Below are 15,428 nucleotides of genomic sequence, written 5' to 3' on the forward strand. Positions count from 1 at the left end.
GTCTGGTGCATCGAGCGACCTCTCGCCGTTGAGAAGCGAGCCCGGCACTGCGAGCACCGGTAGCGAAGGTTCGTGCGAGCAACGCGCGTGATCGTGCTCTGCCACCACCACGGGTTCTGCTTCGTGCCGCCGTCAGGTGCAGGCAGAACACCTTGCAGGCGGTAGACGCGGCTCAAGCTCTTCGACCACCCGAACCGCTCGGCAACCTGTCCCTGCCTCAACCGCACGGGGGACAGGCGGAGCGACCCTTCGCGTAGCCATTGACGTAGCTGATCGGTGCTGACGCCGACCGCTGTAGCGAGGTGGGTGACCTCGGCGCCCTCGAGCCACAGGCGAAGTGCTTCCTGCTTGACGCTGGAGGGTGTGGGCCTCGTCGACGGCCACCCATCGAGGGCTATCCGTACGAGGTACTCAGGCACCTCGTACAGTTCGGCGATCTCGGAGTCCGGGTGACCGTCGTCCCGGCCGGTACGCCATGCGGGCACGTCTCCGAGCCACGGCATGAGGACCCGCAGCCCGGCGAGGTCTAGGCCGTGTCTGAGGGTGCTCGGCTTGATGCCCAGTTCCCGTGCGATTGAGGTGACTGGCCGACCCCCGGCTCGGAGTAGCACCGCCCTTTGAGACACCACCTGGTGGTGGGTAGCGCGTCGGCTGGCCTGCCAGATCGCGACGTGAGCCTCGGTGGGGTTGTCCGGCATGCCGGCCCGAGTGAGTGCCGGGCGCCACGACGGCGCTAGGGCTTCGAGCAGCGTGTAGCGCGTCAAAGGCTCAATAGAGGTAGCTGAGGGGCGGCTGCTCGGTGCACGCAGGATGGTTCAGCGTCATGTGGGTAGGTCACGACCCGATATCCAGTGTCGCGGCAAGCTCCGGGACTTCCTCGATCCCGTACAGGCCCCAGGGCTCTGGGGATATCTGCTGGTCGGGACCCATTCGAGCGGGGAGGTAGATCCGAGGGCGCAGGTCGCTTCCTGAGCTCAGGCGGGCGGGGGCATCTTCACCTTGAGCAAGCTTCCCCTGCACCGTCACCGCGTCTTCCAGTGACATCTGCGGGAAGTACTGGCCCATCTGCTCATCGAGAACGAACTCGGCGACCGCACCCTGAGCCTTGAGCGCATCCAGGGTCCAGTAGGACGAACCGGGCTCAACGGTGCGGTCGTCGCGGGGGTCGTCCGCTGGGAAAAGCGCGACCACTGAGCGTTCCTCCCCCCATTGGTCGTCCTCAAGCGCAGCCGGGGTGAGGGTGACGTTGATAGTTGTTTCGAAGGGCAAGCAGACCACCCTGCCCTCGAGTATCCGGCGGAAGATGCGCGCGTCGATTCGATCTAGTTGCGATACAGCCTCCGGCACAACGAAGTCACGGTCGAACTCCCGCCCGATGAAGAGCAAGTCGTCTGTGAACTCGTTCAGAACGATCGCAGCGTCGAGCAGCTCAGGCTCCAGGGCGCCCTTCAGCTGCCCCAGGACGGCGAAGACCTTGCCGTTGAGGAGCATCCTCATCTGGTTGAAGCTGGACCATGATAGGAGCAGGCGGGTGACGCTCCACAGTTCGTACGCCGACCGGGCCTTCTTAAGGTTGACGGTCATGTCGACGAAGGCCGGACCAGGCTGCTCGTTGGGTAAGCGCCACGTGAGCACAACGGCTCCATTGGTGAAGGCTTGACGCATGGTTGCACCGGCTGATCCCTGGGCTGCACGAGTGATCAGTCCGTGATGGATAGTCGTCGACGTCTCATCGGTGTCGATCTCTAAAGTGAGTGGTCGCTCCTGGTCTTCGGGGAGATCGGGCACGAACCGCAGCTCGATGATCTCGCCAGGCAGTCCGCTCTTGACGATGTCGGGACCGTCGATAACTACCTCGGAAAGGAGACGCGCAGGCAGACGGGCTGGCTCGAGCGGTCCGTACCGTATTGCGTCTGCGAAGTGTTTGAGGTCAGGGTCGTCAGGGGGGCCCTTAGTGTCAAAGTGGATCGAGAAGGGGCTGCGCTCAGCCGCGCGCGCATGACGGGGGTGCAGCTCCGCGACTTGGTGCGGTCCATCCGTACGGACCGTCCAGAACCAATCGGGATGGGCGTCCCGCGACACCTGGTCTAGGTCCTTGTGCCGCTTGAGCAAGTCCGGCAGGCCCCCAGCCAGTACCGACTTCTCCGTGTTGTAGATCGCGGCCTTTTCGAGAGTCTCGTCGCGGCTGATGATCGCCCTGACCACGTCGGGGTACGCCGCGACCCACTGTGAGTCGAGCCGAGATCGATCAACGAAGGTGATTGTGATCGCGGGATGCTGCGCCCTCAGCGCCTCGATGAAGGCCCACCCCGGCCTGGTTGCGGTGCACGGCGCGACCAAGATCCACTCGTCCAACTCTGGACAGGTCTGCAGTGCGCGTTCAAGCGAGTCCGTGATCTGCCTTCGGCTGTCTCTATAGCGACCGTCGAACCCGTTCGGGAAGTACTTCAGTTGGTAGATCAGTTCCCGAGAGCCTGCTGTAACGACCCGAATGTCGAGGCCGCCGTCTCCGCCCCTGCCGTCGATGACCTGCACGTCATCACCCGCATCGTCGTGTCGCCGATCCACGAGCGCGTTGATCAGGCGGTCGAACTTGGGCTGGCCCAGTCGATCCCAGTGCACCATCGGCTGTCCATCGTCGCTATACCCCATACCAGTGCCCGCCCCTTCGTCGAGAGAACCGCCTGCGCACATTCTCCCTGTTGCTCCCGACAGGGTGGTCGCGACACCAGCAGCCACCGCTAGAAGAGGGAGCATCAGGCAGCGGTTCGCACGCCAGGCCGTTAGAGTCGCGTCTGCCGCTAGGTGTTCTGATCGCACGATCCGCCTGGTGACTCCCATCCGGGGAGGGTTGGCCGAGTCCGGTTGATGGCAGCGCACTGAAAATGCGTAGGCGAGGGAAAACCTTGTCCGAGGGTTCGAATCCCTCACCCTCGCCTCGAGGTGTGCGGTGACGATCCTTGGCGAAGTTCACGACCCCACCACCCGCGAGTGATCCCCAGGACATCGTCTCCGGCTAGTTGCTGACGCTCAGGTCGAATCCCTAACTGGTCAGCCTTGGCCCAGCTGATCGGCCTCGGAACTCGTCGAGTCGCCCTCGTCGGAACTCGTCGAGTCGCCCTCGTGGCGCTTCAGGTGGTCGTTGATGGCAAGGAAGATCATGCCCAGGACTGTGAGGTCTGCGTCCGGGATCACCTTCGCCAGGACCGGATGGCCCTCGTCGATGGCCGATAAGTCAATGCCGACCAGCACCGCGTAGACGTAGAGCGAAAGGACGAAAGCCAAAGCCCGACGATGCTTTCCGGCCGGTAGGACGTCTGATTCCGACGCGTCGTCCAGGCCTTCTTCCTCGGGAAGGTCGAGATCCGCGAGCTGCTCATCGAATTGTTCGCTGAGTCTTGCGAGCTCGGGATTGTCGCGAATGATGGCTGTCATTCGCTCGGACAGGCTCGCCATCTCGGAGTTGCCGTATGCGACGGCCGTCATCCGCTTGGCCAGACTGCTCAGCTCGGAGCTCTCGCGCATGATGGCCGCCATCCGCTGGGACGGGCTCGTCAGCTCGGAGTTCTCGCGCATGATGGCCGTCATCCGCTGGGACAGGCTCGTCAGCTCGGAGTTCTCGCGCATGATGGCCGTCATCCGCTGGAACACGCTCGTCATCTCGGAGTTGCCGTATGCGACGGCTGTCATCCGCTTGGCCAGACTGCTCAGCCCGGAGCTCTCGCGCATGATGGCCGCCACCCGCTGGGTCGGGCTGCTCAGCCCGGAGCTCTCGCGCATGATTGCCGCCACCCGCTGGGTCGGGCTGCTCAGCTCGGCTCGCGTCAGGGGGGTGTCGCGCGAGTCACGGGACTCATCTTGACTGTCGACCATCTGAGGGTCCCTCACTCGTCGTGGACTAGAGGAGACCGATCCCACCGTGTGCAGTGACGATGGTCAAGTGCGAATGCGACTAGAGCGATTCGTCGCGAATCATCTGCCGGTCGGCGTGCTCGGGCGGAGGTAGGAGCGTGCAGCGCAGCAGGATCCTTAGAAAATAGCCCCGCTGCTCGCGCCGATGACGACCCGTGATCGACGCCTGCATCAGGCTTGCATTGGGAGCGGACGACCCAGGGACCTCGGCGGCGATCTTGCTGGGCGCCCGGATGTGTCAGCGCGGCTTGACTATGAGGAGGGATACACAGGCCGCCGCGACGACGAGCAGCGGCAGCACCGAGATCCACAGTCCGAAGGTCATGAGCACACACAATCCGGTCGGCTCCGAGACCGGCAACACGTTGTCCACTCTTCGGGGTCGGTGCCTACCATCGGCTTAGCGCCCAGCACTGCGTCGGCGAGTCCGGCGAAGACAATCGCCAGAGAGACCTGAGAGCAGGGTCGGCAGAGGCCCGATACGACGGACGCTTAGTTGCGACCTGCGTAGAGCTGCGTTTGTCCACCATCGACCGTGAGCTCCGCGCCGTTCACGAAAGACGCTTCAACGGAGGCGAGATAGACCACGGCGTTGCCAATGTCCTCGGGGAGACCGATGCGACCGGCGGGGATCTCATTCACGACGCGCTCCACGTACGCGGCTCCTGCCTCGGGACCCATGTCCTTCTCGAAGACCTCGGTGAGGATGACTCCGGGGCTGACGGCGTTGACCCTGATTCTGCGGTCACGGAGCTCGTTGGTCAGGGTGCGTACGAGACTGCGCAGCCCGGACTTGGCTGCGGCGTAGACACCGAAGGTGGGCAGCCCCATGTCCTGGGTGATGGAGGTGTTCACGACGATCGCACCGCCGTCGGGTATCAGCGGCAGCGCGGCCTGGATCGTGAAGATTGTGCCCTTGAGGTCCAGAGCGAGCCCCTTGTCGATGTCCTCCTCGGATATCTCCGCGATGGTGCCGTACCACGCCGCGCCGGCGTTAGCGAAGAGGATGTCGAGCGTGCCGCGCTCGGCCTCGATCGCTTCGACGACTGCCTGCATCGCCTCGCGGTCCGTGGCATCCGCGGCGATGCCTCGGGCGCTTCCTGCCAGCCGCTCGACGGCGGCGTCCACTCTTCCCTGCGTGCGGCCGGTGATGTAGACGACGGCACCTTCCTCCTGCAGGCGCTTCGCGGTGCCGAAGCCGATGCCTGAGGTGCCGCCGGTGACCAGCGCGGTCTTCCCGTCGAGTCGCTTCATGATGCGGTTACTTGCCTTTCGTGGTGGTCATGTTGTGGCTGGGGCCCTGATCCGTCACGCGGCCTCGCGTGCGAATGAGCGGCTGAATCCCTGCCCGGACTGCACGAGGCTGCGGGCGCGGCGCAGTCGCGCACCCTCGTAGTCGAGCAGGGCCGCGGCGGTCCCGGCGCCGAAACTATGGGCGGCGACCGCCTCGGCGAGGGCCTCGGCGTCGTGGAGCGACTCGCTGAACCCGTTGCCGGTCATCGGAGTCGGCACGTGCGCGGCGTCGCCGACCAGTGCGACACGGCCGCGCACGAGCCGGTCTGGGACGTACTCGGCGATCGGCGTTCCGATCACGGCGCGTCGGCCGATGCTGTCAAGGATGGCTTCTCGCCAAGGTGACGGGAAGCCGGTCCTTGCCTGGGCGGCCAGTTCCCGATAGGTCGATACGGGGACGGAGTCGGGCATGAGGGAGTGGCGCACCACCGACCCCCTTACCGCTCCGGATCGGCGCAGCAGATGGTTGCGGGAGGCGTCGTACCACGCCCACCCGAGACGACGCTCCCCCACAGCGGTGGACCCCGAGACTCCAGGGAGCGGGTATCCGAGCAGGGTGCTGTTTCCGCTGTTGAGGACGGCGACGTCATGTGGCCAGCGCCGAGCGCTGATGTCCGCCTCGTCGGCGATCCCGATCCAGATCGTGTAGCCGGCGAACGTCGCGTTGGGACGCTCGGGCGCGACATGGGCCCTCACCACGCTGCGGTGTCCGTCGGCTCCAACGACGAGGTCTGCGACGTGCCGTGTTCCGTCGGAGGCCAGAACCCAGGCGGTATCGCCGTCTTGACCGACGCGGCGCACTGTGGTCTTCTGCTGCAGCGTGATCAGAGGGCTCGCGTCGGCGGCGGCGCGTAGGGCCGCGTGCACGGCGAACCACGTCTGGATCCCCGGTGCCAACGGCTGGGGCACCTGGGACGGCGCGAACCCGGTGATCCGCTCGATCAGGCCGTCGGGCGCGTGGAGCGCGGCACCGGTGCGGCCCGTATCGTCCGAGCGCTCTAACATCCTCACCTCGACGCCGGTACGCGAGAGCGCCAGCGCGGTCATGAGGCCCGAGAGCGAGGCGCCGACCACGACGGCAGTTCCTGGGTGGCTCATGGTTTTTCCTTTCATGTGGTGCGGAACAGGCGGACGTCGGTCATCTCGCCGAGGGCGTTGACGAGCCGGTCCTGGAAGGACGGGTCCGTGACCTCGGGGGCAGGTGCGCGATGGCGGCGGTGATGCCAGTAATGGCCCGAGACAGCGGCGGCGGGATCCTCGCTGACGGCGAGCCAGCTCTGGGTGTCGTGGCCGAGCTCGAGGTCGTCGGACGCGCCCGGCCCGCCCATCCTGGTCGGCACCCAGCCGGGGTCGACGGAGTTGCTGAGCACGTCGGGCCACCGACGGGCGATGGCGGAGGCGAGGGCGGCGACGTAGAGCTTGCTCTCGGAGTACGCGTGGCTTGCCCTCCACCGGCGACTGGTCCAATCCATGTCGGGGATGTTGCTGCGGACTCCCAGGTGCATCCCGCTCGTGACGTAGACCAGCCGGCCCGCCCGCTCGATGAGGGCCGTGAGCAGGTAGGGCGCGACCACGTTCACTGCCAGCGTTCGGGCGTGCCCCTCCGGCGTCGGAGAACGGGTGTCTGTCAGGTAGACACCTGCGTTGTGGATGACGGCGTCCATCCGGCCAAGCCCGTTGACCTGCTCCGCGACCGAGCGAGTCTCGGCGTCGCTGGCGAGATCGCCGATCACGATCGACTGGGCACCGAGATCTTGGACGTCGGCGGCGCGGCTCTTCGTCCGTGCGTGCAAGATGACTTCGTGCCCCTGTGCGATCAGGGTGCGCGCGTTGAGCAGCCCGAGCCCGTCCGTCGAGCCGGTGATGAAGATGCGAGCCATGTCCGAGGTCCTCTCGATGTCTGTGCGATGAACGCGGGGGCGGATCCGGTGCGGCACGGATCCGCCCCCGTGGGATCACTCCGGGATCGGCATCCCGCGCTCTTCGAGCGTGATGGAGTCGGGGTCGATCGACCCGCTGACGCCGGTGTCGAGGGCGTCGATCGACGCGATCTCTTCAGGGGTGAGGGCGAAGTCGAAGACGTCGAAGTTCTCCGCGATGCGCTCGGGCTTGACGGACTTCGGGATGGCCGAGAAGCCGTGGTCGACATGCCAGCGAAGCATGATCTGGGCAGGGGTCTTCGAGTACTTCTTCCCCAGGTCGAGGAGCACCGGCTCCGTGAACGGGTTCTTCTCGTTGCCGTTGTAGGTGTATGCGCCACCGATCGGCGACCAGCACTGGGTGAGGATCCCGTGCTCGTGGTTGGCCGCCTGCCAATCCGGCTGCGTGTAGTAGGGGTGCAGCTGGATCTGGTTCACCGCAGGCACGACACTGGTCTCGACCATCAGCCGCTCGAGCTCGACCGGACTCAGGTTGGAGACGCCGATGGCTCGGACGCGTCCATTTGCGAGGAGCGTCTCGAGCGCCTTGTACGCGGCGATCGTCTTGTCGAATCGCGAAGGCAGCGGCTGGTGCAGAAGGAGCAGGTCGATCTGGTCCACGCCAAGCTTGCGTGCACTCTTCTCGAACCCGTGGAGGGCCTCGTCATAGCCGTAGTCGCTGATCCACAGCTTCGTTTCCACGAAGACGTCGGCGCGGTCAACCTCAGCGCGGCGCAGGCCCTCGCCGACCTCTCGCTCGTTGAAGTACGCGGCGGCGGTGTCGATGTGGCGGTAACCGGTGTTCAGCGCTGCGACCACGGCGTCGGTGGTCTCTTCCGGCGCGGACTGGTACACGCCGAGGCCGAGGGCGGGCATGGCGACGCCGTTGTTGAGAGTGAGGTGAGGGTAGGTCATCGTGCTTCTTCCTTGTCTGCGTCGAAGATGCGCTTGGTGACGTTCATCGCCGACACGGCCTTCGGCCAGCCGGTGTAGAACGCGCGGTGGGTGACGCTCTTTGTGATCTCGGCCTGCGTCAGGCCGTTCTCCACGCCGTCCGGGATGTGCCAGTTCAGTGGTTGGGATTGCCCGGCGGAGAGGAGCCCTGCGATGGTCACCAGGCTCTGGTTCTGGGCGACAGCTCCGGGCGCTCCTAGGCGTGGCCGAACAGCACCTCGTCGATGAGCGTGGCGAGCTTGGGGTGAATTCACTGGAAGCCGTTGGGCTCGCGCACCCGGTAGGGCGCTTCCAGCGCGAAGACCTCGTCGTCGGTGAGCACGACGTCCAGCGCCGCGACGGCATCGGAGAGGTGGTACTCCTTCGTCGCACCCACGATCGGGGCGCTAACTACGGGGTTCTTCAGCACCCAGGCGAGGGCGATCTGCGCCATAGGGATGCCGCGGGCCTCGGAGATCTGCTGGACCGCGTCCGCGACCGGCTTGTCGGCGTCGCTGAACGCGGCCGCTCCGACCGGGTCGTTCGCCGAGCGCATGGTCTGCGCCCCGCCCCAGGGACGGGCGACGCGGCCCTTCGCGAGCGGGCTGAAGGGGATCGCCCCGACGCCCTGGTCGGCTAGGAGGCCGAACATCTCCCGCTCCTCCTCGCGGTACATGAGGCTGTACTGGTCCTGCATGGACACGAAGCGGGTCCAGCCGTTGAGGTCCGCGGCGTGCTGCATTTTGGCGAACTGCCACGCCCACATCGCGGAGGCTCCGATGTACCGGACCTTGCCGGTCTTCACGAGGTCATGGAGCGCCTCCATCGTCTCCTCGACCGGGGTGTCGTAGTCGAAGCGGTGGATCTGGTAGAGGTCGACGTAGTCGGTTCCCAGGCGTTCCAGGGAAGCGTCGATCTGCTCCATGATCGCCTTGCGGGACAGCCCTCGTCCGCCGGGGCCGTCATGCATCGGGAAGTGCACCTTCGTCGCCAGGACGACGTCCTCTCGCCGGGTGTACTCCTTGATCGCGCGGCCGACGATCTCTTCCGAGGTGCCGAAGCCGTAGACATTAGCGGTGTCCCAGAACGTGATCCCGGATTCGACGGCCTGCCGGAAGAACGGCTCGGCCGCGGCATCGTCGAGCGCCCACTCGGTGAAGCCCCGCGACGAGTCGCCGAAGCTCATGCATCCCAGCGCGATGCGGCTGATCTTCAGGCCGGTGGATCCCAGTCGTGTGTATTCCATGGTGGTTCCTTTGCGATGCGGTCCGAACCGGTTTGTCCGGGCCTTGACAGAGAATGTTGGGCGGTCAGGCGATCAGTTCGTGGTCCACGTCAAGAGCCGCAGCGACGGGCAGATCCTCAGGCTCCGCACTGACGCGGGTGGCGCGCATGAGCGCCAGAACGAGCAGCGGGACGATGCCCAGGACAGCCATGGCCAGTCCGACCACCGAGGGTCCGACGAGCCCGAGCGAGGACTCCAGGGCGAGCCCGGCCAACCAGGTCCCTGCCGCGATGCCGACGTTGAACGCGGACACGGTTAGGGCCGCGGCCAAGGAGGGCCCAGAGTGTCCGAAGCGCACGGCCAGCGGCGTGGCGATCGCGGTCACGCCCATCCCGGTGAAGCCGAGCAGGACGACCAGGACGACCGTCGGCATGGCAAGTCCGGACAGCGGGATGAGCAGGAGCAGAACGATCGATGATCCGCCTGCGATGGCGAAGTACGTCGCCAACGGAGACCGGTCACCGAAGCGCCCAGCCACTCCGGTGCCGACGAACGCCCCGACTCCGAAGCCGACGAGCACCAGCGGCACGACGACATCCGTCAGGCCCGTGCGATCGGTGAGCAGCGGGGAGATGTAGCTGTAGGCGGCGAGAAAGCCTCCCGAGACCAGCGCGGTCGCTGCAAGCACCAGCCACAGCCGGGACTCGCGGAGGATCCCGAGCTGTGAACGCATAGTGACAACCTCACGTGCACGTTCATTGGGGGCCATTGCGCCGATGATGGCGGCCGCCACGATCGCTAGGCCGGACAGAGCCCAGAAGATGCCGCGCCAGCCGATGGCCTGGCCGACGAAGGACCCCAGGGGGACGCCTGCCACGATGGCGATGCCCATTCCGCTCATCATCACGCCCATCGCACGGGAGGCGTTGACCGGCCCGGCAGCAGAGGTCGCGACGACCGCGGCGACGGACAGGTACGCGCCGGTGGCCACGGCCGTGATCACGCGGGCGACGAGCACCACCCCGAAGTCGGGGCTAACAGCGGCCACGACGTGCCCGACCGCGAAGGTCACCAGGGAGAGGACGAGAGTGAGCCGGCTGGGCATGCGCGTCGTGACGATCGAGATGGTCGGTGCTCCGACGATCATTCCGACGGCGAACGCCGTGATCAGCAGGCCCGCCTGGGACACGCTCGCCGACAGGTCGGCAGCCATGTTGGGCAGCAGTCCAGCGATGACGAATTCGGTTGTGCTCATGAGGAATGTGCCGATAGCGAGCAGGGTCACCACGAAGGGCAATCGGCCTGCATTCTGCGAAGAGGGCATGGGTGAGAAGTACCTTTGTGCGTTGAAGAGGTTGAGCCCGCCGTTCGGGGGCACAACTGAATTCAACGCGCGTCCTACAGGACGAGGAAGTCTCAGCTGTGAGGGGTTCCGGTAGTAACCCCCAGGACGGCAAGCCTCCCAGCGAGCGTCTGCGCGGCGAGTCAGTCGCGTAGGCTGTCGTCCGTGATCTCGGCGGCGTCGAGCTTCTCATCGCCCGAGGTCAGCGACCAGTTCGCGAGCAGGGTGAGGCCGTCCTCCGAGGGACTCTCGAGCTTCGGACTGTAGACGGTGATCGATAGTTTGGCGGATCCGGGAACCGGCAGGGTTTCGTGCTCCAGTTCGAGCTCGCCGACCACGGGGTGGCGCAGACGCTTAACGCCGTCGCGGAACGTGCCTACGTCGTTGGATCCCCACATGACACGGAACGCGTCGCTGCGCGTGGAGAGCTCACCGATCAAGTTGGACAGCTCCGTGTCGAAGGGGTCCTTGCCTGCCTCGACACGCAGCGCACCGACGGCAGTGCGGGCGACCGTCTCCCAGTCCGCGTAGAACCTACGCGCGACCGGGCTCAGGAAGACGAATCGCACCGTGTTCACCGGAGCTCCCTGCTCCTCGAACATGTCCGAGTACAGCGCATGGCCCAGCAGATTGGCGTGGAGCACGTCGAAGCGGTTGTTCTGCACGAACGCGGGAAGTGTCGGCATCGCATCGACGATGCGACGCACGATCGGTGGGACCTCGGGGGGTGATGCAGGCCGTTTCCCCTTCCGGGAGCTCGAGGTGTTCGCGACGCGAGCGAGATTGGCCAGGTGCGATCGCTCCGTGTCATCCAGGAGCAGCGCGCGGCTGATCGACTCGAGCACGCTGTCTGAGACCCCGGTGAGGTTCCCTCGTTCGAGGCGCGTGTAGTACTCGACGCTGACGCCGGCCAGCGCCGCGACCTCTCCACGCCGCAGCCCGCTCACCCGCCGGCTCCCGTACACGGGCAGGCCCACCTGCTCAGGTGTAACTTTCTCGCGGCGGGACATAAGAAACTCCCTCACCTCTGGACGGTTTCCCATGAAATCAAGGGTACGGAGGATGTCTCCCACGAGGGAGTCTCTGTCATGCACCCTCTCCGCGTCCCAGGTTGCCCTTTGCGTCTCCTGGCCTATGTATCCAGATCAGCAGCGGTCGGTATGCGTCGACGTCCTGGGTGTCCGCGCGACGGGTTAGGGCCAAGGCGTTTTTGACGGTGATCACGAGCCGGGATTTCGCTTGTACCTGCGGGCACGACACAACGACGCAGTCATAGACCCCTTGGAGCAGCGCGGCGATTGGGGGCTAGGCTCCGTGACCTGGAAACCGGTACTCGACGTTGATGCTGTGCTGGCCGACCTTCGGTCACGTCCGCACTCCAAGCTCCGCCCCAGCATCGACCCGTCTTCCCCCCGCGGCCCATCCATCGTGGTCGCAGATCTATTCGGCGACAGCCTGTGGCTCTGCCAACCGTCTGATCAGAGGGTCTGAGGTCACGTGTGCGGCGACGATCGTCAAGTGCGACCGCGACATGGAAGCGACTCTGCCCACGAACCGGCCGGCCGCCCAAACTGCTGGGTGGACGCCGGGAGTCCCGCGCAGGCCGAATCCCGGTACCTCGGGCCATCCCGGTCTTCATAGGGGATGGACGGCGAATTGCGAGTGATCGCACCGATGCGGCATCGATCTACGGCTGGTGCGGTTCCGGCCGTAGTGAGCGGGTAAGCACGCGGGGTGCTTCACCCGGTGCGTGCCCAGTCGGCTACTTCCTCGCCGGCCGTGAACCCCGCAGCGGTGTAGGTCGCGACCGCTGCTGCGTTCGATGATTCTGCGGCGACTCGTGCGCTGGATGCGCCTCGCTCTCGTAGTGCGGCAGCCCGCTGCGCGAGTCACGAGCACGCCATAGCCGCGTCCGCGATGGTCGGCGTGGACGCCCATAGGTTCGACGATGCCAGGTCGACCTGCTCCTGCCGCCCATGTGGCCGCGATCGCGACGGTCCGGTTGTCGTCGTCCTTGAGCGCCAGGATGGACGTTTCGCGGGATAGCGGGCTCTGCGCCACCGCTCTCCACCCCGCGACGAAGCCTTGGAGCCTGTCCTCGGGGATTGGTGTCCCGCGGAATGCCGACCAGTGCACGAGCGCCCATTCCTCGGTGGCCTGCGGCTCGAGGCTGCGCACTCGTAGGCCGTCGACCTCGACGGGGGCGCGAAGATCGCGGTGCAGCGGCGTCCAGAGCTCGTCGGGTACCCATCCGCGTGCCTCCAGCGCGTCACCGAGAGCGTTCGCTCCTCGAGCCTCGATGACGGCGTCACCCGCGCGCAGCAGCCCTGATGTGGGGTCGTCGGCATCGGCGGCGATGCGCTCGGCCAGGTGCTCGTCGTCCCGCAGGGCGGGGTCAATGGCGAACCTCAGCAGCTGGTCGCCGTCCAGCAGCGCGATGGCGGCGATCGTGTCGTCGACCGCCCAGAGGCGAAGAGCTGCGGCCGTCGCCTCCTCGCCTCGCAGCCCATACCAGCCGAGGTCACCGGGGTGGAGCTGCAATGGGAGTCGGTCGCCCTGCCACTGTGACAGCACGCCGTGGAGGGTGGCCAGATCACGGGGTTGCGGCGTGGTGAGGGTGGTGGTCATCGTCGGGGTCTCCGCTCTGCTCGTAGCGCACCAGCAGCCGCTGGGCCGGCAGCGCGTGCAGTAGGCGAGTCTGCTGCATCGGGCACATGGATTGCGGGGCTTGACTCTAACCCTGGGTCAAGCCGTGGGCTGGTCACGGCACATCGAACGACGATAGAGGAGAAGTCATGACAGCCATGGTTATCGAGGAGCGCGCCGAGCAAGCGTGGGTCGGCATGCACACGACCGCCGACCTGGCGCACTGGGATCGTGTGAACGCTCACGTGCCCCGGATCTACGCCGCACTGGCCGGCGCTGACCAGCCCCCTCTCGGGGGGCCGATCTATCGCTACCGCCGGATGCAGACGGCTGCGGATCCCATGGATGTCACCGTGTCCGTGCCGGTTGCTCAGCGCGTGGAGCTCGACGGCTTCGCATCCGGCGTGTTGCCGGCTGGCCGCTACCTCGTGGCGCGCCCCGAAGGTGGGCCCGACGCCCTCACGCACATCCATGGCGAGATGTGGAGGTGGGCAGAAGCGCAGGGGCTTGAGCTTGCCGTCGAGGAGCGCCCCGATGGCATTCACTGGGCAGTGAGAACTGAGCAGTTCCTCACCGACCCCGAGACCCAGCCCGACCGAAGTCGCTGGGTCGTCGAGGTCGCATACTTGCTCAGATGAGCGGACCGGAGCGGCTGACGATCGGTGAGTTCGCTCGCCTGACCTGGCTGTCGCCAAGAGCCCTTCGCCTGTACGAGCGACGAGGACTGCTGCGCCCCGACGCAGTCGACGAGTACACGGGCTATCGCTACTACCGACCGGCCCAGGCAGAGCAGGCACGCGCGATATCGTTGCTGCGGCGGGCTGGCATGCCACTCGAGCAGATCTCCGCCGTCCTCGATGCTCGGGGTGCTCGTCGACGCTCGCTGGTCGACGCGTACCGGGCCGCGACCATCCTTGAGCACCAGCGCGCCATCGCCCTGCTGGACGACGTGGCCAGCGAGCTGGCAGGCAGCGACGTGCTGCCAAGCACTTCACCGGTCCGTCGGCGGCCAGCACGGTCGTGGTCGTTCGTGTCCTGCGTGCTGCGCACGACGGCCGAAGACCTCCCGTCGCACATCGAGAAGGCCAGCGCTGCCCTCATCCACCGTGCGGGCGCCAGTCGCGACGACGTTCACCCTCTCGCCGTCGTCTACCACGGCGAGGTCGGCTGGGAATCCGACGGACCCATCGAGGTGCGCGTACCGACACTCGCCCACGGGTCCGCCGACGGCTCCGAACCCGCGGGGATCGAGCTTTACGTCGAGGTGCCCTACGGCGAGATCCAGTTCCCCACAATCCTTCGCGCCTTCGACGCCGTCCGAGCCGCAGCCCAGCGTGACGGGCGACGCGCTGCAGGGGCGCCGAGAGAGCTGTACTCCGTGGGAGACCCCTTCCGCTGCGAGGTCGCGCAGCCAGTCTCGGAGGCAACTGCCTCATGGCCACCGCCAGGGCCAGCCTGATCCCCCGCCTCCTCGGGTGCGATCAGCCGCAACTCTTGCCCGGGATGAGTGGGCCACCGCGTCGCTGGAGTAGGCCCACCCACCCGGGGGGAGTACCTGCCGAGGAACGTCAGCGACACATGCCAGGACAAGCTGGGCGAAACGTAGCAACCTTCGAAAACACAGGTAGCAACAACGCGCAAAGTGCTGCTTCCCCGAGCCTGCCTGCGGATTCGTCGGGTAGCCCCAGATGGCCTACACCCCTAGGTTCGCAACACGCCTGGTCGACGACCGGCCGACCACACCATCAGGCGAGAACGATCTTCGTGAAGTCCTTCAAACGAGCAGCCGTCGCCGCGCTCTTTGCTGCCAGCCTCACCGCCGCAGGTGCAGCCTCTCCCGCGCAGGCAGCCAACCGTTGCTCGACCCCGCCAACTGGAGGGCCCGACGGCAGGATCTTCTTCTCCTGCACCGGAAGCAGCTACAACACAACCATCCGCATCTACTACCGCTGCTACGGGTTCTTCCCCGATCAGTTCACCCGGAGCACCCGCGTCCGGATCGGCTACGGCGGAAGCTTCCGAATCGACGCCTGCGGGTGGCCAGCCGCGTCGAGCGTCACGGGCTGGTCCTTCATCAAGAGCTAGTGATAGCTCGTACGGTCGAGGCGTTCGCTGCGTGATCAGCAGGGGGTCGATCTGAAGGCTTCGGCGGGGCGAG

At 66.2% G+C, this 15,428-nt stretch carries 15 protein-coding genes and 1 tRNA gene; 4 read left to right on the forward strand and 12 right to left on the reverse strand.

Annotation, left to right across the window (positions count from 1 at the left end; genetic code table 11):
- Positions 1-834: 834 nt before the first annotated feature.
- On the reverse strand, positions 835-2,625 hold the full coding sequence (locus tag LIV55_RS09060) for a hypothetical protein (RefSeq protein ID WP_229299964.1): 1,791 nt from the start codon (positions 2,623-2,625) through the stop codon (positions 835-837).
- Between the two features lie 220 nt (positions 2,626-2,845).
- Between LIV55_RS09060 and LIV55_RS09065 the strand changes: the two genes are divergently transcribed.
- Positions 2,846-2,937, forward strand: a tRNA-Phe gene (locus tag LIV55_RS09065).
- 114 nt (positions 2,938-3,051) lie between these two features.
- On the opposite strand, the gene LIV55_RS09070 is transcribed toward LIV55_RS09065, so the two are convergent.
- The 11 genes from LIV55_RS09070 to LIV55_RS09115 form a co-directional block, all read right to left on the reverse strand.
- Positions 3,052-3,873: a hypothetical protein gene (locus LIV55_RS09070; protein WP_229299965.1), complete on the reverse strand. Its 822-nt coding sequence runs from the start codon at positions 3,871-3,873 to the stop codon at positions 3,052-3,054.
- A 277-nt stretch (positions 3,874-4,150) separates the two neighbouring features.
- Positions 4,151-4,276 carry a hypothetical protein gene (locus tag LIV55_RS16925; RefSeq protein WP_267492717.1) on the reverse strand — a complete coding sequence of 42 codons (126 nt, stop codon included), beginning with the start codon at positions 4,274-4,276 and terminating at the stop codon, positions 4,151-4,153.
- A 128-nt stretch (positions 4,277-4,404) separates the two neighbouring features.
- Positions 4,405-5,166 (reverse strand): SDR family NAD(P)-dependent oxidoreductase, encoded by a 762-nt coding sequence (locus LIV55_RS09075; protein ID WP_229299966.1) that lies wholly within the window; start codon positions 5,164-5,166, stop codon positions 4,405-4,407.
- A gap of 54 nt (positions 5,167-5,220) precedes the next feature.
- Positions 5,221-6,303 (reverse strand): FAD-dependent monooxygenase, encoded by a 1,083-nt coding sequence (locus LIV55_RS09080; protein WP_229299967.1) that lies wholly within the window; start codon positions 6,301-6,303, stop codon positions 5,221-5,223.
- A gap of 11 nt (positions 6,304-6,314) precedes the next feature.
- Positions 6,315-7,085: an SDR family NAD(P)-dependent oxidoreductase gene (locus LIV55_RS09085; protein ID WP_191563194.1), complete on the reverse strand. Its 771-nt coding sequence runs from the start codon at positions 7,083-7,085 to the stop codon at positions 6,315-6,317.
- A 75-nt stretch (positions 7,086-7,160) separates the two neighbouring features.
- Positions 7,161-8,039, reverse strand: coding sequence for an aldo/keto reductase (locus LIV55_RS09090; protein WP_191563193.1), 879 nt, complete (start codon positions 8,037-8,039; stop codon positions 7,161-7,163).
- The gene (locus tag LIV55_RS09095) at positions 8,036-8,332 is read right to left on the reverse strand and encodes a carboxymuconolactone decarboxylase family protein (protein WP_308012898.1); all 297 of its coding nucleotides are present in this window, start codon (positions 8,330-8,332) and stop codon (positions 8,036-8,038) included. Before LIV55_RS09095 ends, LIV55_RS09090 begins: the two co-directional genes overlap by 4 nt.
- Positions 8,329-9,303: an aldo/keto reductase gene (locus tag LIV55_RS09100; protein ID WP_191563192.1), complete on the reverse strand. Its 975-nt coding sequence runs from the start codon at positions 9,301-9,303 to the stop codon at positions 8,329-8,331. The genes LIV55_RS09095 and LIV55_RS09100 overlap by 4 nt, the downstream gene beginning before the upstream one ends.
- Before the next feature lie 64 nt (positions 9,304-9,367).
- Positions 9,368-10,570, reverse strand: coding sequence for an MFS transporter (locus tag LIV55_RS09105; RefSeq protein ID WP_229299969.1), 1,203 nt, complete (start codon positions 10,568-10,570; stop codon positions 9,368-9,370).
- 197 nt (positions 10,571-10,767) lie between these two features.
- Positions 10,768-11,697 (reverse strand): helix-turn-helix transcriptional regulator, encoded by a 930-nt coding sequence (locus tag LIV55_RS09110; RefSeq protein WP_224766778.1) that lies wholly within the window; start codon positions 11,695-11,697, stop codon positions 10,768-10,770.
- 562 nt (positions 11,698-12,259) lie between these two features.
- On the reverse strand, positions 12,260-13,252 hold the full coding sequence (locus tag LIV55_RS09115; RefSeq protein WP_229299970.1) for a GNAT family N-acetyltransferase: 993 nt from the start codon (positions 13,250-13,252) through the stop codon (positions 12,260-12,262).
- Positions 13,253-13,419: 167 nt separating this feature from the next.
- On the opposite strand from LIV55_RS09115, the gene LIV55_RS09120 reads away from it, so the two are divergent.
- From LIV55_RS09120 to LIV55_RS09130, 3 genes are all read left to right on the forward strand, one after another.
- Positions 13,420-13,908 carry a GyrI-like domain-containing protein gene (locus tag LIV55_RS09120; RefSeq protein WP_229299971.1) on the forward strand — a complete coding sequence of 163 codons (489 nt, stop codon included), beginning with the start codon at positions 13,420-13,422 and terminating at the stop codon, positions 13,906-13,908.
- On the forward strand, positions 13,905-14,729 hold the full coding sequence (locus tag LIV55_RS09125; protein ID WP_191563188.1) for a MerR family transcriptional regulator: 825 nt from the start codon (positions 13,905-13,907) through the stop codon (positions 14,727-14,729). The genes LIV55_RS09120 and LIV55_RS09125 overlap by 4 nt, the downstream gene beginning before the upstream one ends.
- Positions 14,730-15,034: 305 nt before the next feature.
- Entirely contained in the window at positions 15,035-15,355 is a 321-nt protein-coding gene (locus LIV55_RS09130; protein ID WP_229299972.1) for a hypothetical protein, read from the forward strand.
- The last annotated feature ends 73 nt before the right edge of the window (positions 15,356-15,428 follow it).

It is taken from the genome of Janibacter melonis (genome assembly GCF_020567375.1).
Taxonomy (GTDB): domain Bacteria; phylum Actinomycetota; class Actinomycetes; order Actinomycetales; family Dermatophilaceae; genus Marihabitans; species Marihabitans melonis.